The sequence below is a fragment of the Rhodococcus sp. NPDC059968 genome, assembly GCF_042738615.1.
Taxonomy (GTDB): Bacteria; Actinomycetota; Actinomycetes; order Mycobacteriales; family Mycobacteriaceae; genus Rhodococcus_F.
In genome coordinates this window covers 9,703-36,171 of record NZ_JBHWUE010000068.1, presented here as the reverse complement: position 1 = coordinate 36,171, position 26,469 = coordinate 9,703, and the positions used below count along the sequence as shown (strand labels likewise).

1 protein-coding gene is annotated in these 26,469 nt (G+C 65.1%); it reads left to right on the top strand.

Annotated elements, in window-relative coordinates:
• The first annotated feature begins 296 nt into the window (after window positions 1-296).
• The gene (locus ACFWAY_RS37645; protein ID WP_378514140.1) at window positions 297-26,165 is read left to right on the top strand and encodes a non-ribosomal peptide synthase/polyketide synthase; all 25,869 of its coding nucleotides are present in this window, start codon (window positions 297-299) and stop codon (window positions 26,163-26,165) included.
• Window positions 26,166-26,469 lie beyond the last annotated feature (304 nt).

Here is a 26,469-nt window from a genome sequence, read left to right as displayed (position 1 = left end):
CGTCAGCCGACCACCGCCACTCGCCCGAGGTCAGCCTCTTGGCGAGTGCGCGCAGCAGGTCCGCGCCGGGGACGGTGAGGGCGCTGGCCGCCGCGTGCCGAGTTGATCTGTGGACTTGCAGTCCCCACACGCCGGAAGACCCGGTAGACGCATCGAGGACCCCAAGAACCTCCCCCTCGTAGCTGTGAAGAATCAACCGTTGAGAGGGGGTAGCCGAGTAAACTTTCTGGAGACTGATCGCTGTCGCCACCTGGCGAAATCCCTACCGCCGTTCGGGAGGGCACATCATGGTCGCGATGGACTCATTTCGGGTTTCGTCCGCCCAGGAGGCGCTCTGGCTGGCGCAGAAGTTGGCGCCTGGCCTGTCGAACAATATTGCAGCCTATCTCGATATTTCCGGCGACATCGACCCTCCGGTGATGGAAGCCGCGTTGCAGCGAGTGGCCGAAGAGGCTCGCTCGGTACTGGTGAATTTCGTCGAGGACGAGGATGGCCCCCGCCAGGTCGTGCGGGCATCGAACTCGTGGAAGCCATTCTTCATCGATGTCAGCGCTGAGGCAGACCCCCAATCGGCGGCGAAAGCGTCGATGGCAGAGGTTGGCGCTGTGCCCTTCGATCTGGAACGGGATGCGCTGTATCGAGCAGGCTTGATCAAGGTGCACGACACGCGCTTCTTCCTCTGTGCTGTGTGCCACCACATCGTGATGGACGGGTTCGGCGTCGCCATTCTTGCGAGTCGAATCGGTGAGATCTACACAGCGTTGAAGACTGGGATCCCGATTCCCGACTCGGGGTTCGGCGGACCGGAATTGATCGTCGACGAGGCTGCACGCTACCGGCGGTCCGATCGATTCACCCGCGACAAGGAGTTCTGGCGTAACTACACCGCTGCCTTGCCCGAAGCACTTCGACTGCCGAGGCATCCGAGTTCGCCGGTTCCCGTGACCTTGCATCACAGCCTGGCGGTGTCGGACGACGAGACCGCTCGATGGCGGACGGCGGCGGAGTCGATCGGGATACCGATGCCGGGTTTCCTGGCAGCATCGGTAGCAGGACTGTTGCATCGACTGTCGGGCATGTCGGAGTTCATGATGCGATTGGCCGTCGCCAACCGGGTCGGGGCCGCCCGCCGAACACCGGGATTGGTGTCGAATGCGGTGCCCTTCCGGGTAGAGATCCCACCGCGATCGCTTTTCGCCGGAGTCGCACACGACGTGGGTACCGAGATTCGTTCCATCTTGCGTCATTCCCGTTACCAGGGCTCTGACGTCAGAAGGGACAGAGGATTGTCCGGATCCGTGGAGAACCGGTTCGGTCCGATTCTGAATATCATTCCGTTCTTCGATTCGATCGATTTTGCAGGCAATCCAGCATCCATGCGCGGCGTGACGTTCGGCCCTGTGGACGACCTTTCAATTTCGATCTATTACGGCGGTCGGAACAGCGCCGGCATGCACATCGAGATCGACGCGAACGGCGCGCTGTACAGCAGTGAAGATGTGAGGCTCTATGCAGATCTGCTGATGGCTTTCGTCCGTGCGGTCGTCGCCGATCCGGCGGGCCGGATAGAGGAACATGACATCCTCCGACCCACCGAACGCGAACTGGTGCTACGGACCTGGAACGACACGAGAGTACCGGTACCCAAGGTTACGATTGCCGGCCTGGTCGAACAGCAGGCCGCCGCGACACCCGACGCGGTGGCGCTCACTCTCGGCGATCGGCACTGGACATATCGAGACGTCAATGGTCGAGCGAATCGGTTGGCGCGGTATCTCATCGCGCGCGGTGTAGGCCCGGAATCCATCGTGGCCGTCGCGATGCAGCGTTCCTCCGAATTGATCATCGCGCTACTCGCGATTCTCAAGGCGGGCGGCGGGTATCTTCCGATCGATCCCAACTATCCCAGTGCACGAACCGTTTTCATTCTCACCGACGCCGCCCCACTCCTGCTTCTGACCGACACCGCGACCGCGGAATCGTTGCCGGACAACGATATTCCCTGTCTCGTGTTGGACCTGAACGACGCCGACACCGACGGCATGACAGCGGTGATCGACCCGGTCGACGATGATCGGATCGCCCCGCTGAGACCGGCCAATACTGCGTACGTCATGTATACGTCCGGTTCGACCGGCACCCCGAAAGGGGTCGTCATCAGCCACCGCAACGTGGTGTCGTTGTTTGCCGGGACCGATCGGTGGTGCGGTTTCGGAGGCGGGGATGTGTGGGCGTGGTGTCATTCGCAGGCCTTCGACTTCTCGGTGTGGGAGGTGTGGGGGGCATTGGTACACGGCGGCCGGGCCGTGATCGTGCCCTGGGAAGTGGTGCGCTCGCCCGAAGAGCTGTGGAATCTGGTGCGGCGGGAGCAGGTGACGATCCTCAGTCAAACCCCGTCCGCGTTCTACGAGTTCGCAGATGCCGAACGCGAGGACCTTTCTCCGGGGTTTGATTCGGTGCTGCGAATGGTGGTGTTCGGCGGAGAGGCATTGGACCCAGGCCGGTTACGTGGCTGGTTCCCGGGCGAACGCCCGAACGCTCCGATTCTGGTGAACATGTATGGAATCACCGAAACCACGGTGCATGTGAGCCATCTGGAGTTGACCGCAGGCGTCGCCGACGGTGGTCGAAGCCCGATCGGGATTCCTATCGGTAACGCGCGCGTATTCGTACTGGGGTCGGGCCTGGTGCCGGTGCCGATAGGAGCGGCGGGGGAATTGTATGTCGCCGGGTTCGGGTTGGGCCGAGGATATGCGGGTAGGCCCGGGCTGACGGCGGAACGGTTCGTAGCGTGCCCGTTCGGAGAACCCGGTTCGCGGATGTATCGATCCGGCGACGTGGCGCGGTGGACGTCCGACGGCGAGCTCGATTTCGTCGGACGCGTGGACGAGCAGGTGAAGGTGCGGGGGTTCCGGGTCGAGCCGGGAGAAATCGAGACGGTGCTGCTGTCGCATCCGGCGGTGGCGCAGGCGGCGGTGATTGCCCGCGAACCCCCCGCCGCCACCGGCCCGGTGGACGAGGCATCCAGGACCGATAGGCAGCTGGTGGGGTACGTGGTTCTCGATCGGGGTGTCTCGCTCGTCCGTGACCGGGCGCGGGAGGCCGAGCTGGTCTCGCAGTGGCACCGGGTATACGACGACCTGTATTCCGGTGAAGCGTCCGGCGAGCAGGTGAATCCGACGGAGTTCGGCGAGGATTTCGGGGGGTGGAACAGCAGCTACACCGGGGAACCCATCGCCCTCGAACACATGCGGGAATGGCGCGCGGCGACCGTGGCACGGATTCGCGAGCTCGATCCGACTCGGGTGCTGGAGATCGGAGTCGGAACAGGACTGCTGCTGTCGCAGTTGGCGCCACACTGCGAAGAATATTGGGGCACGGACTTCTCCGCGCCCACGATCGACGCTCTACGGTCCCGATTGGCGGATCACCGGGACCCCTGGGTCGAGCGGGTGCACCTACGCGTCCAGGCCGCCGACGACCTCGAGGGTGTGCCTCGAGGGGTGTTCGACACGGTGGTGTTGAACTCGGTCGTGCAGTACTTCCCGAATGCGGCGTATCTGATCGACGTGATCCGCACGACACTGCAATTGCTGCGCCCTGGGGGCAGGCTGTTCCTCGGTGACGTGCGGAATCTCGCGTTGCTCCGGGAATTCGCGACAGGCGTACAGATCGCTCACGCAGATGCCGACACGACTGCCATGGCGGTACGCGATCGGGTGCGCCGGCACATTGCCGCCGAGCAGGAGCTGCTGCTCGCGCCGGAGTTCTTCACTGCATTGCCGAAGCTGATCCCCGATATCGGCGCCGTCGACATTCAACTCAAGCACGTCCGAGCAGTCAACGAACTGAGCTGCTACAGATACGAAGTCGTGCTGCGCAAGATGCCCGTGGAGACCCGGTCGTTGGCTTCCGTGCCGTCGACGTCATGGCAGCGATTCGGCGATCCAACCGCGCTGCGGAAATACCTTTCGGACCAGCGTCCGGACTGTGCGCGGGTGATCGGCGTGCCGCACGCCGGGGTGACGCCCGATGTCGACGCTACACACGCTCTCGACGACGCCGCTGACCGCGATCACGTCCACCCCCAGCGTGACGCGGACGGTCGGTCGGACGCGGTGTTACCTCAGGACTGTCACGACATCGGGGAGAACTTGGGGTTCGCGGTGTCGGTGACCTGGTCACCGACACCGGGCCTGATGGACGTGATATTCACCGACATCACGACCCGGACACACGACAATGCGCAGGGATCGGTCGCTGTGTCCGATGCGTACCTGCCCGACGGCCCACTCGATGACATGTCCGAGTACGTCAACGACCCCGGTGCAAGCAGACTGTCGTCCGAGGTTCGACACTTCGTGGCCGGGCGACTGCCGGAGTTCATGGTGCCCGCGGCGGTGGTGTTGCTGGATCGGTTGCCGTTGACGGTGAACGGCAAGCTTGACCGGAAAGCATTGCCGGCGCCGGAGTTCTCGGGTGGCGTGTTTCGGGCCCCGCGGTCACCGGTGGAGCAGACTCTGGCGTCGCTGTTCAGGGACGTGCTCGGACTTGCTCGGGTGGGGATCGACGACAGTTTCTTCGACCTCGGCGGGCATTCGTTGTCGGCGACGCGGCTGGTGGGGTTGATCCGCAACGTGCTGGGTGTGGAGGTTCCGATCCGGGCGGTGTTCGACTCGCCGACGGTTGCGGAGTTGGCACCTCGACTCAGGGAAGGCCCGGTCCGGGTGCCGTTGATCCCGTGGTTGCGGCCCGATCGGGTGCCATTGTCATTTGCGCAGGCCCGGTTGTGGTTCCTGTATCGGTTCGAGGGGCCGTCGGCGACGTACAACATTCCGGTGGCGGTGCGGTTGACCGGTGCCCTCGACATCGAGTCGGTAGTGGCAGCTGTCGGGGATGTGGTGGCTCGGCACGAGAGCCTGCGGACGGTGTTCGGGGAGGACGAAGGGGTGCCGTTCCAGCGGGTCCTTCCCGCAGGGGAGGCACCAATTCCGGTGCACGTGAGGGAGATCGACGAGGACGTGTTGGTGGGGGCCGTTGCGGAGGCGGCGGGACATCGGTTCGATCTGTCTGGCGAGGTTCCGGTGCGCGCGACGGTGTTGGCGTGCGGGTCCGAACAGCATGTGCTCGTGTTGGTGCTCCACCACATTGCGGGGGACGGGGGTTCGTTGGCGCCATTGGCCCGTGACATCGCGGTCGCGTATGCGGCGCGGACGGCGGGCGAGGTGCCGGGGTGGGCACCGTTGCCGGTGCAGTACGCGGATTACACGTTGTGGCAGCGGGAGCTTGTGGGTAGCGAGGATGATCCGGAGAGTGTGCTGGCTGCGCAGGTTACCTACTGGCGGGCCGAGTTAGCGGGTCTGTCGGAGTGCATCGAGCTACCCACCGATCGTCGGCGTCCGGGGGCATCGAGTTACCGAGGTGGCACCGTGGAGTTCACGATCGCCCCGGAACTGCATCGCGATCTCGAGCGACTGGGGCGGGGTCGGGGGGCGACGGTATCGATGGTGTTGCAGTCGGTGTTGGCGGTGTTGCTCCGCGGGCTCGGTGCAGGGGTGGATGTCGCGATCGGTGGGCCGATCGCGGGGCGGACCGACGAAGCGCTGACCGAGTTGGTGGGGTTCTTCGTCAACACGTGGGTGTTGCGCGTGGATATGTCCGGTAACCCCAGGTTCGGTGAGGTCCTCGATCAGGTCCGTAGTAAGGCGTTGGGGGCGTATGAGAATCAGGATGCGCCGTTCGAGCGGTTGGTGGAGTTGCTCAACCCGACTCGGTCGACGTCTTATCATCCGTTGTTTCAGGTGTCGTTCGCCATGCAGAACAACGCTTTTCCTGAGGTCGAGTTTCCCGGTCTGGAATGGACCACATTGCCGGCGCCGACCGGGACGTCGCGTTTCGATTTGTCCTTCACTCTCACTCCCGATGGGTGGCAGGGTCTGTCTGGGGTCGTCGAGTACGCGAGTGACCTGTTCGACCGGGGGACGGTGGAGGGCATAGCGGCCCGGTTTGTGGGGTTGCTCGAGAGGGTCGTCGTGGATCCGCACGGGCGGATCGAGGGGTACGAGATTCTCGAGCCCGACGAACGCAACCTCGTCCTGGACAGTTGGAACGACACGAGCGCACCGCTACCGAACTCGTCGATTCCCGGCTTGTTCGAAGCCCAGGTAGCCGCGACTCCGAATGCGGTGGCCGTTACGTTCGGTGACGAGAATTGGACCTACCGGGAGCTGAGCATTCGAGCAAATCGTTTGGCGAATAAGCTGATCGGTGCGGGTGTGGGGCCGGAGGTGCTGGTGGCGGTCGCCCTGGAGCGGTCACCGGAGTTGGTCGTGGCGTTGTTGGCGGTGCTCGAGGCCGGAGGCGGGTACCTGCCGATCGACCCCCGCTATCCGAGTGCGCGGACCGAGTTCATCCTAACCGATGCTGCGCCAATCCTGATCCTGACCGACACCACTACCGCAAGCATGTTGCCGGACAACGGCATCCCCACACTGCTGCTCGACGGTTTCTCGGACGAGGCAGGACAGCGGGAGGACACCAACCCCGACGACGGCGACCGCACAACAACACCACTACGACCGGACAACACCGCGTACGTGATGTACACCTCCGGATCGACCGGCACCCCGAAAGGGGTCACGATCAACCACCACAACGTCGTCAACTGCATGGTGCAGGTGGTCTCGAGTCTCGGTGCGCGAGGGCTGGCGCGGATGCTGGCAAGTACGTCGGTGAGCTTCGATGTGTCGGTGTTGGAGATTTTCGCTGCGTTGTGCGCCGGCGGGAGCATCGACGTGGTCCGGGACGTTCTCGTGCTCGGGGAACACGGAAGCTGGACCGGGGGTGTGATCAGCACGGTCCCGTCGGCGTTCGCGGAGATACTCGATCAGATCGAGGGCACGGTGAGGGCAGAGACGGTGGTGTTCATCGGTGAGCAGTTGTCAGGTCGATTGCTCACTGCTGTTGGTGCCGCGATTCCTGGTGTCCGGGTTGTCAATGGGTACGGTCCGACGGAGACCACCGTTTACGTGACGAGCCAGCTTGTCGAACCGTCGGACGAGTATATCGGTGAGTCGGTGCCGATCGGTGTGCCGGTACGGAATTCGCGGGTGTTCGTGTTGGGTGCGGGGCTTCGGCCCGTTCCGGTGGGTGTGGTGGGGGAGTTGTATATCGCGGGGGTGCAGTTGGCGCGCGGTTATCTGGGGCGGTCGGGGTTGACTGCGGAGCGGTTTGTGGCGTGTCCGTTCGGGGTGGGTGCGCGGATGTATCGGTCGGGAGATTTGGTGCGGTGGACTGGTGGTGGTGTCCTCGAGTTCGTGGGGCGCGCGGATGAGCAGGTGAAGGTGCGGGGATTCCGGGTGGAGCCGGGGGAGATCGAAGCGGTGTTGCTGTCGCACCCGGCGGTGGCGCAGGCGGTGGTGGTTGCCCGGGACACCCCGGCGATTGTTGGGGTGGGGCGGCAGTTGGTGGGATATGTGGTCGTCGAGCCCACCGACACCGTCACCGGTGTGGGGTTGCGAGAGTTTGTGGTGGGGCGGCTTCCGGAGTATATGGTGCCGGCGGTGATCATGGTGGTGGACGGGTTGCCGTTGACGGTGAACGGGAAGCTGGATCGGAAAGCGTTGCCGGCAGCGGAGTTCACCGGCGGGGTGTTTCGGGGCCCGCGGTCGCCGCTGGAGGAGACGCTGGTCTCGTTGTTCGCTGAACTTCTCGGTCTTCCGCGGGTGGGGATCGACGACAGCTTCTTCGATCTCGGCGGGCATTCGCTGTCGGCGACAAGGTTGGTCGGCCGGATCCGGTCGGTGCTGGGGGTGGAGGTGCCGATCCGGGTGGTGTTCGAGGCGCCGACGGTCGCCGCGCTGGCGCCGCGACTCGGTGCCGGTGCGGCTCGGGCGCCGCTCGCCCCGCGCGTGCGGCCCGAGCGGGTACCGTTGTCGTTCGCGCAGGCCCGGTTGTGGTTCCTGCACCGCTTCGAGGGCCCGTCGGCCACCTACAACATTCCGGTCGCGGTGCGACTCACCGGCGACCTCGACACCGAGGGCCTGGTGGCAGCACTCGGGGACGTGGTGGCCCGGCATGAGAGCCTGCGAACGATCTTCGGGGAAGCCGAAGGGATCCCGTTCCAGGAAATCCTTTCCACCGATCGGGTGCCCGTGGCAGTGCAGATAATCGAGGCCGGGGAGGACGAACGATCGGCGGCAGTGATCTCGGCTGCAGCGTATCGGTTCGACATTGAACACGAGATCCCCATCCGAGCAACGTTGATGAAGTGCGGAACCCAGGATCACATACTGGTGTTGGTGCTCCACCATATCGCCGGGGACGGAGCGTCGTTGACGCCGCTCGCACGTGACATCGCCGTCGCGTATTCGGCCCGCACGGAGGGGCGGGTTCCGGAGTGGGCGCCGTTGCCGGTGCAATATGCCGATTACGCCCTGTGGCAACGAGAGGAGCTGGGCAGCGAGCAAGACCCGGACAGTGTGGTTTCCACCCAACTCGACTATTGGAAAACCGAACTGGCGGGCCTACCCGACTGCATCGAGCTACCCGCCGACCGGCGTCGTCCGGCCGCACCGAGTTACAGCGGCGGGACGGTCGAGTTCTCGATCGAACCCGAAAATGCCTCGGCGATAATCGAAATGGCTCACCGGAGTGCGTCGACGCCATCAATGGTATTGCAATCGCTGCTGACGGTGCTACTCCGCAGACTCGGCGCAGGGACCGATGTTGCGATCGGTGGGCCGATTGCGGGCCGCACCGACGAAGCGCTGACCGAGTTGGTGGGGTTCTTCGTCAACACGTGGGTATTGCGCGTCGATCTGTCCGGCAATCCGCGTTTCGACGAGGTCCTCGACCGGGTCCGCAGGAAGGCATTGGCGGCGTACGAGAATCAGGAGGCGCCGTTCGAGCGGTTGGTGGAGCTCCTGAATCCGACCCGTTCGACCGCCTATCATCCGTTGTTTCAGGTCTCGTTCGCCCTGCAGAACAATGCCTTTCCCGAGGTCGAGTTCCCAGGGTTGGCGTGGGAGGTGTTGCCGGCGCCGACCGGGACGTCCCGCTTCGATCTGTCCTTCACCCTCACTCCTGACAAGCAGCAGGGTCTGGCCGGGGCCATCGAGTACGCGAGTGACCTGTTCGACCGGGGAACGGTGGAGGCCATCGCGGCCCGGTACGTGCGCTTGTTGGATCTGGTCGTCGAGGATCCGCACGGGCGGATCGAAGGGTTCGAAATCCTGGATTCGACCGAGCGCGAGCTGATACTCCGGACCTGGAATGACACCGCACCGCCATTCTCGGAGACCACTGTCGTGGAACTGTTCGAACGACAAGTGGCGGCGACACCCAACGACGCAGCGGTGACCTTCTCCGACCGGAGTTGGACTTACCGAGAAATCAACACGCAGGCGAACCGGCTGGCGCACTCTCTGATCGGGGCCGGGGTCGGCCCAGAAACCCTGGTGGCCGTCGCACTGGAACGCTCGGTCGAGTTGGTCGTGGCGTTGTTAGCAGTCCTCAAAACCGGCGGCGGCTACATTCCCATCGACCCGAACTATCCCAGCGCTCGAGCCGGGACGATCCTCGCCGACGCCGCTCCGCAGCTGATCCTGTCCGACACAGTCACCGTGACCACGCTGCCCGACAACGACATTGACGAGATACTGCTCGATGAAGACCTGAACCTCGAGAACACAGCAGCTGTCGCTGGGGGTCGCGCTGATCTGAATCCCATGGACAGCGATCGGCTCAGCCCGTTGAGCCCCGATCACGCGGCGTATGTGATGTATACGTCGGGGTCGACTGGGGCGCCGAAGGGCGTCACCGTCAGCCACCGAAGTGTGGTGTCGTTGCTCGCGGGAACCGCCGACCGTGTGGGTTCGGACACTACGGGTGTGTGGGCGTGGTGCCACTCGGTGGCATTCGACTTCTCGGTGTGGGAGTTGTGGGGTGCGTTGGTACACGGGGGCCGCGTGGTGGTGGCGCCGTGGGACGTGGTGCGTTCACCGATCGAAATGTGGGAGTTGGTGTGTCGGGAAGACGTGACAGTCCTCGGTCAGACACCTTCGGCGTTCTACGAGCTCGCGGAGGTTGAGCACGAGAACCCGGTGGTGGGGTCCGGTTCGGTGTTGCGGACGGTGGTGCTCGGCGGAGAGGTGCTGGATCCCGGCAGGCTGCGGGGCTGGTATCCGGGCGGGGATTCCCTCCATCCACAGATGAGGATGATCAATGGGTACGGACCGACCGAGGCGACGGTTTTCGCGGCAATGTATTCGCTACCCGAATCTCAGGGGGGTCCTGATCGGGTGAGTGTCCCGATCGGCGATCCGGTGGGCGGGGTGCGGGTGTTCGTGTTGGGTGCTGGGTTGCGGCCGGTCCCGGTGCGTGTGGTGGGGGAGTTGTATATCGCGGGGGTGCAGTTGGCGCGCGGTTATCTGGGGCGGTCGGGGTTGACGGCGGAGCGGTTTGTGGCGTGTCCGTTCGGGGTGCCGGGTGTGCGGATGTATCGGTCGGGGGATTTGGTGCGGTGGACTGGTGGTGGTGTCCTCGAGTTCGTGGGGCGCGCGGATGAGCAGGTGAAGGTGCGGGGATTCCGGGTGGAGCCGGGGGAGATCGAAGCGGTGTTGCTGTCGCACCCGGCGGTGGCGCAGGCGGTAGTGATTGCCCGGGACACCCCGGCGACTGTTGGGGTGGGGCGGCAGTTGGTGGGATATGTGGTCGTCGAGCCCACCGACACCGTCACCGTCACCGGTGTGGGGTTGCGAGAGTTTGTGGTGGGGCGGCTTCCGGAGTACATGGTGCCGGCGGTGATCATGGTGGTGGACGGGTTGCCGTTGACGGTGAACGGGAAGCTGGATCGGAAAGCGTTGCCGGCAGCGGAGTTCACCGGCGGGGTGTTTCGGGGCCCGCGGTCGCCGCTGGAGGAGACGCTGGTCTCGTTGTTCGCTGAACTTCTCGGTCTTCCGCGGGTGGGGATCGACGACAGCTTCTTCGATCTCGGCGGGCATTCGCTGTCGGCGACAAGGTTGGTCGGCCGGATCCGCACGGTGCTGGGGGTGGAGGTGCCGATCCGGGTGGTGTTCGAGGCGCCGACGGTCGCCGATCTCGCACCCCGACTCAGGGAAGGCCCGCCCAGGCCGCCGGTGACCGCACGGGTGCGAGATGGGCGGGTGCCGTTGTCGTTCGCGCAGGTCCGGTTGTGGTTCCTGCACCGCTTCGAGGGTCCGTCGGCCACCTACAACATTCCGGTCGCGGTGCGACTCACCGGCGACCTCGACACCGAGGCCCTGGTGGCAGCACTCGGGGACGTGGTGGCCCGGCATGAGAGTCTGCGAACGGTATTCGGGGAGGAGCACGGGGTGCCACTTCAGCGGATCCTGTCCGCCGATCAGGTGGATGCGCCTGTGCAGGTGATCGATGTCGAGGTCGACGACATGCAGGAGGCGGTTGCGGCGGCAGCGGGGTACCGGTTCGACCTGTCGGGGGAGATTCCACTGCGGGCAACGGTGTTGCGATGCGGACCCGGCCTGCAGGTGCTGGTGTTGGTGGTCCATCACATTGCGGGGGACGGGGGCTCGTTGGCGCCGCTGGCTCGGGATGTGGCCGTCGCGTATGCAGGCCGCGCGGACGGCCACCCACCGGGGTGGGCGCCTTTGCCGGTGCAGTATGCCGACTACGCCCTGTGGCAACGGGAGCTGCTCGGTAGCGAGGATGATCCGAACAGCGTGTTGACCGCTCAGGTTTCCTACTGGCGAACCGAGTTGGCGGGCCTACCCGACTGCATCGAGCTGCCAACGGACCGGCGCAGGCCACCGGCATCGAGTTTCCGCGGTGGCACAATGGAATTCGAGATCCCACCGGACCTGCATCGCGATCTCGAGCGACTGGCGCGGGGTCGGGGGGCGACGGTATCGATGGTGTCGCAGTCGGCGCTGGCGACACTACTCCGCCGGCTCGGAGCGGGCAGCGATGTTGCGATCGGCGGGCCGATCGCGGGCCGCACCGACGAAGCACTGACCGAGTTGGTGGGGTTCTTCGTCAACACGTGGGTGCTACGAGTCGATATGTCCGGCAATCCGCGTTTCGACGAGGTGCTCGACCGGGTGCGGGGTAAGGCGTTGGCGGCGTATGAGAATCAGGATGCGCCGTTCGAGCGGCTGGTGGAGCTCCTGAATCCGACCCGTTCGACGGCCTATCATCCGTTGTTTCAGGTCTCGTTTGCCCTGCAGAACAATGCTTTTCCCGAGGTCGAGTTCCCAGGGTTGGCGTGGGAGGTGTTGCCGGCGCCGACCGGGACGTCCCGTTTCGATCTGTCCTTCACTCTCACCCCGAATGGGCGGGAAGGTCTGGCCGGGGTCGTCGAGTACGCGAGTGACCTGTTCGACCGGGGAACGGTGGAAGGCATCGCGGCCCGGTATGTGCGGCTACTCAGGTGCATCATCGAGGATCCACACGGGCGGATCGAGGGATTCGAAATACTGGAACCAGCCGACCGCGAGCTGGTACTGCGGACCTGGAACGACACGCGCGTACCGATCCCGGACTCGACGATCCCGGGCTTGTTCGAGCAGCAGGTCGCCGCGACTCCTGATGCCGTGGCCGTTACGTTCGGTGACCTGAGTTTGACATACCGCGAGCTGAGCAGTCGAGCGAACCGACTGGCACGCCATCTGATCGCCGCGGGTGTCGGGCCGGAGATGCTGGTGGCGGTCGCACTGGAGCGGTCACCGGAGTTGGTCGTCGCGTTACTCGCGGTCGTCGAGGCCGGGGGCGCGTACCTGCCGATAGACCCCCGGTATCCGAGTGCGCGGACCGAGTTCATCCTCGCCGATGCTGCACCACTACTGATCCTCACGGACACCACAACCGCAAACACGCTGCCCGACAACGGTATACCCCATGTGGTCCTCGACGCCATCGCGGACGAGGACGGACTGCCTGAGAACATCGACCCCGACGCGAGAAGTCGCACGACCCCACTGCGACCGGACAACACCGCGTACGTGATGTACACCTCCGGATCGACCGGGACCCCGAAAGGGGTCGCCGTCAACCACTCGAATGTGGTCAACCTGGCGTTGCATGGATGGCCGGACGGACCCGGTGAGCGCGTGCTGCTTCATTCGTCGATGGCGTTCGATGCGTCGGCGTACGAGTTGTGGCCGACACTCCTCGGCGGAGGCCAGCTGGTTGTCGCTCCACCCGGGCCACTGGACATCGATGCGCTCGGGAGGGTCGTCTCCGCGCGTCGTGTGACGTCAATGTTCGTGACGACCCCCCTGTTTCATCTGTTGAGTGAATCGTCGGCAGAGGCCGCGGGAGTGCTCGACCAGCCACGTCAGGTGGTCACCGCGGGCGATGTGTTGGCCCCGAGCGCCGTACGACGCGTCCTCACTCGACACCCGCAGATCACCCTGGTCAACGCGTACGGACCGACCGAAACCACCGTGTGCGCCACCGCCCATTCGATGCCCGGTTCGAAGGGGTTCGAGGACGAGGTCAACGTGCCGATCGGGACGCCCATCGGCAATGCCCGGGCATTCGTACTCGGCATCGGCATGGTGCCGGTCCCGGCGGGCGTTGTCGGCGAGTTGTACATCGCCGGTTCAGGTGTGGGCCGCGGGTACATCGGTCGGCGGGGGTTGACGGCCGAACGGTTCGTGGCGTGCCCCTTCGGCGAACCCGGCTCGCGGATGTACCGTTCGGGGGATCTGGTGCGCTGGAGCACCGACGGCGCGCTGGACTTCGTCGGCCGCGCCGACGAGCAGGTCAAGATCCGCGGAATCCGGGTCGAACCCGGAGAAATCGAATCAGTGTTGGTCTCGCATCCCGCGGTGGCATCGGTGGTCACGGTGGACCGGGCAGGTCCGTCGGGGCAGAAGGTGCTGGTCTCGTATGTGGTCTCGGCGCCCGGGGTCGAGGTGGACGTCGAGGCGTTGCGGGTGCTCGCGGCGGGCCGTCTACCGGACTACATGGTGCCGTCGGCGATCGTCGTCGTCGACCGGATACCTCTCACACCGGTCGGCAAGCTCGACCGCAGAGCCCTCCCCGAGCCGGACCTCGAGTCCGACACGCCGTACCGGGCTCCGCGAACCGGCACCCAGCAGATACTGGCGGCGGTGCTGGCCGACGTCCTCGGCGTCGACCGGGTGGGCGTCAACGACGACTTCTTCCGGCTCGGCGGGGACAGCATCATGTCGACCCAGGTGGTGTCACGGGCCCAGGCTCGCGGCGTGCTGGTATCGCCGCGTGACGTATTCGAGCAACGGTCCGTCGCCGGCCTGGCCTCGGTCGCGCACCGCATGAGGGATGAAGACTCCGTCATCTTCGAGGACGTGCCGCTGCCGAGTCCGACTCCGGACCAGCGGTCCGCCGTCGAGGCGCGGTATCCCCACGCGGTGCAGGTGTGGCCACTGGCACCGCTGCAGGCGGGCCTGGTGTTTCACGCGATCCTGGCCTCGGAATCGACCGATGCATACGAGGTGCAGACCGTGCTGGGTCTGTCCGGACAGGTACATGCGGACCGCCTGAAGGCCTCGGCGCAGGCGATACTCGACCGCTACGCGAACCTGCGGGTCGCGTTCCTCACCGACGGGGTGGCCGAGCCGGTGCAGGTGGTACTCGAGGGCCTCGAGCTGCCGTGGTGGGAAGCCGACGTCAGCGGTGTCGAAGCAGGGGAGCGAGACGACGAGCTGGCACGACTTCTCTCGGACGATGCGGCTACCGGATTCGACGTATCGGCGCCACCGCTCCTGCGGTTCGGCTTGGTCACGATGGGTGACGAAGATTTCCGGCTGATCTTCGCGTATCACCACGTGTTGCTCGACGGGTGGTCGATGCCGTTGCTGATGCGGGAGATGCTGATCGCCTACGGTGCCGGCGGGGACGGATCGGTACTGCAGCCTGTGGTCTCGTATCGCCGGTATCTGGGGTGGCTCGCGACCCAGGATCGGCAGCGGTCGCTGGAGGCGTGGGAAGACGTCCTCGAAGATGTGGAGCCGGCGCTGCTCGTGACGGGGCGTCCGGAGGCGGCACGGGGATCGTCCGTGCTTGGACGCGTGCTCGACGAGGGTCTGTCGTCTCAGATGGTGGAGTTGGCGTCTCGGTTGTCGGTGACGATGAATACCCTCGTGCAGGTCGCGTGGGCGATCGTGCTGGGCATGCATACCGGCCGCCGTGACGTGGTGTTCGGCGCGACGGTGTCGGGTCGGGCCGGGCAGGTTCCCGCCATCGAGTCGATGGTGGGTCTGTTCATCAACACGATCCCGGTGCGGGTCCGGCTGAATCCTGAGGAATCCATTGCCGAGTTGATCTCCCGGGTTCAGACGGAGCAGGCGGAGTTGATCGAGCATCATCATGTTCCGTTGCCGGAGATCCAGCGGGTCGCCGGGGTGGGGGCCCTGTTCGACACCTTGACGGTGTTCGAGTCGTATCCGATCGATCGCCGGAGCCTGGCATCCCTTCTCGAGTCGAGCGGCGGCCTCGCGGTCACATCCTTGGATTCGATTGGTGGAACGAACTATTCGTTGACACTCGCCGTGGAAGCCGGTGAGCGGACGTCCGTATCGTTGTGGCACGATCCAGCCCTGTTCGGTGACGACGAGGTGCAGCGGATCGCGGACAGGTTCCAGCGGGTTCTGGAAGCACTGGTGGCTGCGCCGGAGGCCGCGACGGGGCATATCGACCTTCTCGCCCCCGAGGAACGGAGCCTGCTGGTTCCCGTTCGCGGCGCGGCGGAGACGGAGACGGTCCCGACATTGCCGGAGATCCTCTCTGCGGCTGTCGACCACGATCCGAGCGCGGTGGCGGTCGTGTGCGGGGAGCGCTCGCTCACTTACCGAGAGCTGGACGACGAGTCGAGCCGTATCGCACGGGTGTTGATGTCACGCGGAGTCGGGCCGGAATCCACGGTGGCCGTGGCTGTGCCGCGGTCGGTGGAGTCGGTGCTGGCGGTGTGGGCGGTGGCGAAGGCGGGTGGTGCGTTCGTTCCGATGGATCCGTCGCATCCGGCGAGTCGGCTCGAGTACCTGATCACCGATTCCACCGCGGGGTTCGGAATCACGGTCGCCGAGTGCGTCGATACCCTGCCGAAAGCACTCGACTGGTGGGTGCTCGACGATCCGGAGGTGCGAGCCGAGTGGTCCGATCGGTCTGCTCAATCGGTGAGCGATGCGGAACGGCTCAGTCCGTTGCGGGCCGATCATCCGGCGTACGTGATCTATACGTCGGGGACGACGGGTGAGCCGAAGGGCGTCGTCGTGCCGCATCGGGGCCTGGGCAATCTCGCGGGGGAGATGGCGGAGAGGTTCGGTGTCACGGCCGAGGCACGCGTGCTGCAGGTCGCGTCGCCGAGTTTCGATGCGTCGGTGCTGGAGTACCTGCTGGCCGCTGGTTCGGCAGCGGCGACGGTGGTGGTTCCGGCGGGCGTGGCCGGTGGTGACGAGCTGGGCAGGATTGTCGATAGCGCGGCCGTGACGCACGCGTTCCTCACCCCGACGATGTTGGCGACGGTACCGGTCGAGCGAATGTCGTCGGTGCGATGCCTGCTCACGGGTGCGGAGGCGGTTCCGGTATCCGTGGTGGCGTTGTTCGCTGCGGGACGGCGAATGTACGACTTGTACGGGCCGACCGAGGCGACGGTGGCGGTGGCGATCTCACCGGCGATGAAACCACACGGTCCCGTGACCCTCGGAGGTCCGGTGCGGGGCGCGTCACTGGTGGTGCTCGATATGTGGCTGCGTCCGGTGCCGCCCGGCGTGGCAGGGGAGTTGTACGTCGCGGGGGCCCCGCTGGCTCGGGGATATCACGATCGGATGGCACTGACGGCGGAGCGATTCGTGGCGAATCCTTTCGGCCGACCGGGCGGGCGGATGTATCGCACGGGTGATGTGGTGCGGTGGGTCGAGCAGGAATCCGGGCCGACGCTGGAGTACCTGGGGCGCAGTGATTTCCAGATCAAGATGCGGGGTCGACGGATCGAGCCGGGGGAGATCGACGCTGTGCTCGCCGAGCAGCCCTGCATCGGATCCGTGGTGACGATCGATCAGGTTGGTTCGTCCGGGCAGACGGTGCTGGTGTCGTACGTGGTTCCCGTACCAGGGGCCGCGGTGGATGTCGAGACTGTACGAACGGTGGCCGCGAGACGTTTGCCGGAGTACATGCTCCCATCGGCAATCGTGGTGCTCGAGGAGTTGCCGCTCACGCCGGCCGGCAAGCTCGACCGCAGGTCGCTGCCGGAAGCGGAGTTCCTGTCGAGTAGAACGTTCCGGGCTCCGCAGACCGAGACCGAGAAGATCCTCGCTCTCGTGTTCGCCGAGGTGCTCGGCGTGAAGCAGGTGGGGCTCGACGACGGATTCTTCGATCTGGGCGGCGACAGCATCCGGTCGATCCAGCTGGTGTCGCGCGCCAAGGCGCAGGGTGTGGTCTTCACGGCGCGGGATGTGTTCGAGCACAGGACTGTTGCGAGTCTGTCCGAGGTAGCCCTCCTGAACCGGGATTCGGATCAGGTCGTGCTCGAGGAGTTGTCCGGAGGCGCAGTCGGGTCGATGCCATTGACACCGATCGGACGGTTCCTGCTCGTGCGGGGTGATGGTTTCCGCCGATTCGCGCAGACGATGGTGCTGGAATTGCCCGACGGTATCGATCGGGCCGGGCTGGTCGCCACGATCGGCGCTGTCCTGGTCCGTCACGACATGTTGCGGTCGCGTCTGGTGACCGATGACGCTGGGGAGCAGAAAATTCTGGTCGACCCGCCGGACACGGTCGATGTAGACCGCCTGATTCGACGGGTCGAGTGTGATGACGCACCGGGCGATCCGGAGTGGCCGGGGCCGGCATCGGCCGAGTTGGATGCGGCGCTGGGGCGGTTGGATCCGTCGGCGGGCGTGATGGTGCAGTTCGTCTGGTTGGACCGCGTGCCTCGTCACGGCGACGAGTCGGTGGATCGTCCGGGCAGACTGCTGGTCGTGGCCCACCACCTGATCATCGACGGCGTCTCGTGGCGAATCATGATCCCGGACCTCGCGGCGGCGTGGGCACGGGTGCGTACCGGCGAACGGCCGGTCCTGCCGGTGGCCGGGACGTCGATGCGGCGGTGGGCGCACGGGCTCGTGGACGAGGCATTGCGGCCCGGGCGCGTGGCCGAGTTGCCGTTGTGGCAATCGATTCTCGAGGGTTCCGACCCGGTGCTGGGTGTGCGCCGATGCGAACCCACCATCGATGTCCTGTCCACCGTGGACTACGTGCGGTTGGAGGTGCCCGCACACGTCACGGACGCACTGCTGACCTCGATTCCCCGGGTGTTTCACGGCAGGGTCGACGATGGTCTGCTGGCGGGGTTGGCGATGGCGTTGACTCGCTGGCGCCGTCGCCGTGGGGTGGTCGAGTCGTCGTCGTTGATTTCTCTGGAGAGTCACGGACGAGAGGAAAATGTCCTACCCGGGGCCGATTTGTCCCACACGGTCGGCTGGTTTACGACTGCTTTCCCGATTCGCCTCGACATCGCCGGCGCCGATCTCGACGAGGCATTCGCCGGCGGCTTCGCAGCGGGCAGTGTGGTCAAAGCGGTCAAGGAACAGGTGCTGGCGCTGCCCGACCGGGGAATCGGTTACGGGCTGCTTCGCTATCTGAATGCGGACACCGCCCCGGAACTCGACAAGTATCCGGGCGGACAGATCAGTTTCAACTATCTGGGTCGGATCTCGACAGCGGATGTTCCGGAGGAATTGCGCGACCTCGGTTGGATGCCCGTGAGCGAGGGAGCGGACCCCTCCGCGTCGATGGAGCCGGACATGCCGGCGATGGCCGAAGTGGACGTCAATGCGATGGTGACCGATGGTCCGGACGGTCCGCACCTCGGGGCGACGTTCGGCTTCCCCACCGGAGTGCTCTCCCGCGATGACGTCCAGGAACTTGCCGACCTGTGGTTCGATGCACTCTCTGCACTGGCTCGGCACGTGGAGGAGCCGGGCGTCGGCGGGTTGACACCGACCGATGTGCCGCTGGTGTCGGTGTCGCAGTGCGATATCGAGACGTGGGAGGAGCGGTACCCGGGCGTGGTGGACGTGTGGCCTGTGACAGCGCTGCAGTCCGGCCTGTTGTTCCACGCGATGCTGGCCGGTTCGGGGTTCGACGCGTACACCACCCAGCTTGTTCTGCATCTCGGCGGAACGGTCGACCCGCAAAGGATTCGCGCTGCGGGACAAGCGCTGCTGGATCGCCACGCGAACATGCGGACCGCGTTCGTCGACGACTCCGGAAGCGGGCCGGTGCAGGTCGTCCTCGACGCGGTCGCGTTGCCATGGCGCGAGGTCGATCTGCGGAACCTCCCGGAGGACACGCGAGACGGCGAGTTCGAGCGGCTTCGCATCGAGGATCAGGCCACACACTTCGACCCGGCGACGCCGCCGCTGATCCGCTTCACACTCGTGACGATGGGACAGGATCGATTCGAGCTGGTGATCACCAATCATCATGTCCTGCTCGACGGGTGGTCGATGCCGCTGCTGGCCAAGGAACTACTCGCGCTGTACTTGTCGGGAGGCGACGCCGCCGCGCTACCCAGGGCTACAGGGTACCGGAATTTCCTGGTCTGGCTGGCCGAGCGCGACCGCGTCGAATCTTCTCGAATCTGGGCAGAAGCCCTCGACGGGGTGGACGAACCGACCCTGCTCGCGCCCGCGCACCCGGAACGGGACACCGCTCCGGGAGAAGAGCGCGTGTCGGTCGAACTATCCCCGGAGACGGACGCGAGGTTATCGGTGCGGGCCGCCGAACTGGGTGTCACGCTGAACACCGTCATACAGGGAGCGTGGGGGATTCTGCTCGGACGGTTGACCGCCCGGCGGGATGTCGTGTTCGGCGCGACGGTCTCCGGCCGACCGGCTGGACTTGCCGGTGTCGAGTCGATGGTGGGTTTATTCATCAACACCGTGCCGGTGCGGGTGCAGTCCACACCGGGTGACACTGCCGCGGAGTTGTTGACCCGGTTGCAGGAGAAGCAGGCCGATCTCTTCGACCACCACTACCTCGGGCTGACGGAGATCCAAAAGGCCGCCGGGGTGCGCGATCTGTTCGACACCCTGGTCGTGTTCGAGTCGTACCCGGTCGATCGGCCCGAGTTGACCGCGGCCACCGCGATCGACGGCATGGTCGTCACCGGGGTTCGCGCACTCGACGCCTCGCACTATCCCCTGACGCTGGTCGCGAGCGTCGATACCCAGCTCCGGCTGACCGTGACCTACCTGCCCAACCTGTTCGCCCCCGCGACCGTGGAAACCCTCGCCGGGCGGCTCACCCGTATCCTGCAGGCTATCGCGGCAGACCCCGACACCCCGGTGGACCGCATCGACGTATTCGAACCAGGCGAGCGCGACCTGGTGCTGGACACGTGGAACCAGACGGCGGTGCCCGTACCCGAGGTGACACTTCCCGACCTGTTCGCGCGCCAGGTGGCTCGCACACCCGACGCAGTGGCCGTGATATCCGACGACGAGGCGCTGACGTATCGAGAGGTCGCCGATCGGGTGAATCGTTTGGCGCGGAAATTGATCGAGCACGGCGTAGGTCCTGAATCGCTGGTCGGTGTCGCGATACGCCGATCGATCGAGCGTGTGGTGGCAATCTACGGTGTCGTGACGGCGGGTGGAGCGTACATGCCGATCGACCCCGACTACCCCGCCGCCCACACCCGGCACGTGGTGGAGTCCGCGGCACCGATCTGTGTGCTGACTCGGTCTGCCGATCGTTTGCAGATCCCGGGCGGTACTCCCGTGTTCGAGGTCGATTCCGGGCAATCAGCGGATTTCGAGTCCGCACCCATCGGCAACGCGGATCGAATCGTCGCGTTGCGCCCTAGCAACACGGCATACGTGCTCTTCACGTCCGGGTCGACGGGACGTCCGAAGGGGGTCGCTGTCAGCCATGCCGCGATCGTGAACCAGTTGCTCTGGATGCGTGACCATTTCGGTTTCGACCACAATGACGTGGTGTTGCAGAAGACTCCCGCGACCTTCGACGTGTCCGTGTGGGAGCTGTTCCTGCCGCTCCAGATCGGGGCGCGCCTGGTGATCGCCAAGGCCGAGGGGCACCGCGATCCGACGTATCTCGCGGAGACGATCAGATCACAGAACATCACCACCGGCGACTTCTCTCCTTCGATGCTGGCGATGCTCCTGGACAGACTCGAGCCTGGCGATTGTGAATCGTTGCTGCGAGTCCTCTGCGGCGGCGAGACTCTGCCGCCTGCGACGGCCCACCATTTCATGGAGCGGAGCGGCGCCGCGGTACACAACGTCTACGGGCCGACCGAAACAGCCATTCAGGTCACCTACCACCAATGCGATCCTTCGGATGGGACGAACGTGCCGATCGGAGTGCCGGTCTGGAACACGCGGGTGTTCGTGTTGGGTGCGGGGTTGCTGCCGGTTCCGGTGGGTGTGGTGGGGGAGTTGTATATCGCGGGGGTGCAGGTGGCTCGGGGGTATGTGGGTCGGTCGGGGTTGACGGCGGAGCGGTTTGTGGCGTGTCCGTTCGGGGTGTCGGGTGCGCGGATGTATCGGTCGGGGGATTTGGTGCGGTGGACGGCTGGTGGGGTGCTCGAATTCGTCGGGCGGGCTGATGAGCAGGTGAAGGTGCGGGGGTTCCGGGTCGAGCCCGCGGAGATCGAGGCGGTTCTCCTGAAGCATCCGGCGGTGACTCAGGCGGTGGTGATTGTCCGGGCCGCCGCCGCTGACATCGGGTTGGTGGGTTATGTAGTCGTTGACGGTGGCGACACAGGTATGGGGGGCGAGGTCCGTCGTTTCGTGGCCGGGTTGTTGCCGGACTTCATGGTTCCGGCGGTGGTCGTGGTGGTGGATCGCTTGCCGTTGACGGTGAACGGGAAGCTGGATCGGCGGGCGTTGCCGGCACCGGAGTTCATCGGTGGGGTGTTCCGGGCTCCGCGGTCGCCGGTGGAGGAGACGCTGGCGTCGTTGTTCGTGGACGTGCTCGACGTCCCGCGGGTGGGGATCGATGACGGTTTCTTCGATTTGGGTGGGCATTCGCTGTCGGCGACGCGGTTGGTGAGCCGGATTCGGTCGGAGTTGGGGGTGGAGGTCCCGATCCGGGTGGTCTTCGAGTCCCCGACGATCGCCGAACTCGCACCCCGACTCAGCGAAGGCCCGGTCCGGGTGCCGGTGTCCGCGAGGGCGCGGCCTGAGCGGGTGCCGTTGTCATTTGCACAGACCCGGTTGTGGTTCCTGTATCGGTTCGAGGGGCCGTCGGCGACGTACAACATTCCGGTGGCGGTGCGGTTGATCGGAGATCTCGACACTGCGGCGGTCTTGGCAGCAGTGGGGGATGTGGTGGCTCGGCACGAGTGCTTGCGAACCGTGTTCGGTGAGGAAGAGGGTGTGCCGTTCCAGCGGATCTTGCCGGCTGCGCAGGTCGCCGCGGCACTGCCGGTTCAGGTCGTCGATGCGGAGGACAGCACTGTGTTGGATGCAGTCGCGGAGGCGGCGGGCTATCGATTCGACTTGTCGGTAGAAATCCCCGTGCGTGCAACGCTTGTGCGATGCGGACCGAACCAGCACGCGCTGGTGCTGGTCCTTCACCATATCGCCGGGGACGGAGGATCGTTGGCACCGTTGGCCAGTGATATCGCGGTCGCGTATGCGGCCCGCGCGGAGGGCCGCGTCCCGGGGTGGGTTCCGTTGCCGGTGCAATATGCCGATTACACGTTGTGGCAGCGTGAGATCCTGGGTGAGGAGTCCGATCCGGAGAGTGTGCTGGCAGCGCAGGTTGCCTATTGGCGTACCGAGTTGGCGGGATTGCCGGAGTGCATCGAGCTACCCGCGGACCGGCGCCGACCGGCAGCACCGAGTTACCGCGGCGGCACGGTCGAGTTCACAGTCGAACCGGAATTGGACTCGGAGGTAACCCAACTGGCCCGACGTAGCGGGGCAACACCATCGATGGTCCTCCAGGCCGTGCTGGCGGTGCTGCTCCGCAGACTCGGCGCGGGGGAGGACGTTGCGGTCGGAGGGCCGATTGCGGGTCGCACCGACGAAGCCCTGGCCCCGTTGGTGGGGTTTTTCGTCAACACTTGGGTATTGCGCGTCGATGTGTCGGGGAATCCGCGGTTCGATCGGGTCCTCGACCAGGTCCGCAGGAAGGCATTGGCGGCGTACGAGAATCAGGAGGCCCCGTTCGAGCGGTTGGTGGATTTGCTGAATCCGACCCGGTCGCCTGCATATCATCCGTTGTTCCAGGTGTTGTTCGCGTTGGAGAACAATGCTTTTCCCGACATCGAGTTTCCCGGGTTGGCGTGGGACGTGCTGCCGGCACCGACCGGAACGTCCCGCTTCGATCTGTCGTTCACACTGACCTCTGACGGGAAGCCGGGGCTGGCCGGAGTCATCGAGTACGCGAGCGATCTGTTCGATCGGGAAACCGTCGAGGGAATCGCGGCGCGGTATGTGCACTTGTTGGAGTTGATCGTTGCGGATCCGCAGGGGAGGATCGAAGGGTTTGAGATCCTCGAGCCCGCGGAACGCACACTCGTACTGGACAGTTGGAACGACACGAGCATTCCGATAGCAAACTCGACGATCCCGGGCTTGTTCGAAGGCCAGGTAGCCGCTACTCCGGATGCGGTGGCGGTCACGTTCGGTGACCGGAATTTGACCTACCGGGAGCTGAGCAGTCGAGCAAACCAGCTCGCACACCGCCTGATCCGATCCGGTGTCGGACCCGAAGTGCTGGTAGCGGTCGCACTGGAGCGATCGCCCGAGTTGATCGTTGCATTGTTGGCGGTCCTCGAGGCCGGAGGCGGATTTCTCCCTATCGACCCGAACTATCCGAGTGCACGAACCGGGACCATCCTCACCGACGCCGCACCGCTTTTGATTCTCAGCGACGTCACGACCGCAAGTATGCTGCCCGACGTCGGCATTCCCCGAGTGCTTCTCGACGCCATCTCATACGAGTCATACGGGGGTGGACATTCGGAGGTGAGAAACCCCGACGACAACGACCGCTCAACCCCACTGCGACCGGACAACACCGCGTACGTGATGTATACCTCCGGATCGACGGGTGTTCCGAAGGGTGTCGCGGTGAGTCATCGGGGTGTGGTGTCGTTGCTCGTGGGGACCGATCGGTGGGCTGGTTTCGGGGCCGCGGATGTGTGGGCGTGGTGTCATTCGGTGGGGTTCGATTTTTCGGTCTGGGAGTTGTGGGGTGCGTTGGTGCACGGGGCCCGGGTGGTGGTGGTGCCGTGGGAGGTGGTGGGTTCACCGGTCGGGTTGTGGGAGCTCGTGGTTCGTGAGGGTGTGACGGTGCTGGGGCAGACGCCGTCGGCGTTTGACGGGTTCGCGGAGATCGAGCGCGAGGATCCGGCGGTGGGGTTGGGTTCTGTGTTGCGGTTGGTGGTGTTCGGTGGAGAGGTATTGGACCCGGCAGGGTTGCGGGGGTGGTTGCCAGGTGAGCGCTCGAATGGCCCGCTTGTGGTAAATGGGTATGGGCCCACGGAGACGACGGTGTTCGCGGCAACGTATGTGCTCCGGAGACTGGGTGAACCTACGGCTGGGGTGGGTGTGCCGATCGGGGCCCCGGTGGGTGGTATGCGGGTGTTTGTGTTGGGTGCGGGGTTGCTGCCGGTTCCGGTGGGTGTGGTGGGGGAGTTGTATATCGCGGGGGTGCAGGTGGCTCGGGGGTATGTGGGTCGGTCGGGGTTGACGGCGGAGCGGTTTGTGGCGTGTCCGTTCGGGGTGTCGGGTGCGCGGATGTATCGGTCGGGGGATTTGGTGCGGTGGACGGCTGGTGGGGTGCTCGAATTCGTCGGGCGGGCTGATGAGCAGGTGAAGGTGCGGGGGTTCCGGGTCGAGCCCGCGGAGATCGAGGCGGTTCTCCTGAAGCATCCGGCGGTGACTCAGGCGGTGGTGATTGTCCGGGCCGCCGCCGCTGACATCGGGTTGGTGGGTTATGTAGTCGTTGACGGTGGCGACACAGGTATGGGGGGCGAGGTCCGTCGTTTCGTGGCCGGGTTGTTGCCGGACTTCATGGTTCCGGCGGTGGTCGTGGTGGTGGATCGCTTGCCGTTGACGGTGAACGGGAAGCTGGATCGGCGGGCGTTGCCGGCACCGGAGTTCATCGGTGGGGTGTTCCGGGCTCCGCGGTCGCCGGTGGAGGAGACGCTGGCGTCGTTGTTCGTGGACGTGCTCGACGTCCCGCGGGTGGGGATCGATGACGGTTTCTTCGATTTGGGTGGGCATTCGCTGTCGGCGACGCGGTTGGTGAGCCGGATTCGGTCGGAGTTGGGGGTGGAGGTCCCGATCCGGGTGGTCTTCGAGTCCCCGACGATCGCCGAACTCGCACCCCGACTAGGTGAGGCCACTGAACCCGATTTGCTCGATCCGTTCGCGGTGATCTTGCCGATCCGAAGCGAAGGGTCCGGACCGCCGCTGTGGTGTATCCACCCGGGCGGCGGTCTGAGCTGGTGCTACCTGGGCCTTCGTGCCCACCTTCCCGATCAGCCCATATATGGTCTGCAAGCAAGGGGTTTCGATGGAGTGATGCCGCTACCGACGTCGATCGAGAGGATGGCCGCCGACTATCTCGAGCAGATCCTCACCGTTCAGGAAGACGGCCCGTTCCTTCTGCTGGGTTGGTCGTTCGGTGGCCTTGTCGCCCATGCGATCGCCACCGCGTTGGAACGCCGAGGACTCGAGGTTGTACTGCTCGTTTTGATGGACAGCGCGGCCGGACTTACGGATCTTCACACCGTTGAGAAACCCTCGGATGAGGAACTGCAGCAATCGATACGGGCATGGGCACACACCCGATACGGAGAGATGGTCGACGCGCCCGAGTATGCGCCCATCGAGGATGCGGCGTTTACGCTCTATCGGAATCATCTGCAGCTGTCGAAGACCCATGTCCCGCCGCTCTACCACGGGGATATGGTGTTTCTCCGCCCAACGTTGACGGAAGACGGCTTGACTTCACGCGACTCATCTGCCGAAAGCTGGGAGCCATACGTCACTGGCAACATTGAGTCACATGACATCCACAGCACACACTCTGATATGGACCAGCCCGAAGCTCTCGCCGAGATCGCTCAGATCATCCACGACGAGCTTTCGAAACCCGATCGGTACACGCGACTACGCGGCTACCGTAATCGGCGGTGATCAGGTCTGCTCAGAAGTTTCACTGGGAATTCGCCCCAGGCTAAAATCGCTCTTCGGCACGCCATCGCCCCAGGTGGACACATGACGTGGAATATGCACGATGGTCCCAGGCCCACCGTCGGCAGTGTGGCCCGCAACCACCTCGCGAACGAGCGAACCTACCCGGCGTGACTATGCATGAGATGCATGAGCATTAGCGTAGCGGCGCTCGGCGTGGCAATTGCGAAGTCCGCCCCCCAACCGAGGTCTCCATGCCGTGGCATCAGAACTCACCTACATCGCTGCCGGGCTTCTGGTCGCCGGC

What these genes read in the sequence shown, in the direction of transcription:
- ACFWAY_RS37645 (WP_378514140.1), top strand. Translation starts at nt 297, where the DNA reads ATGGACTCATTTCGGGTTTCGTCCGCCCAGGAGGCGCTCTGGCTGGCG.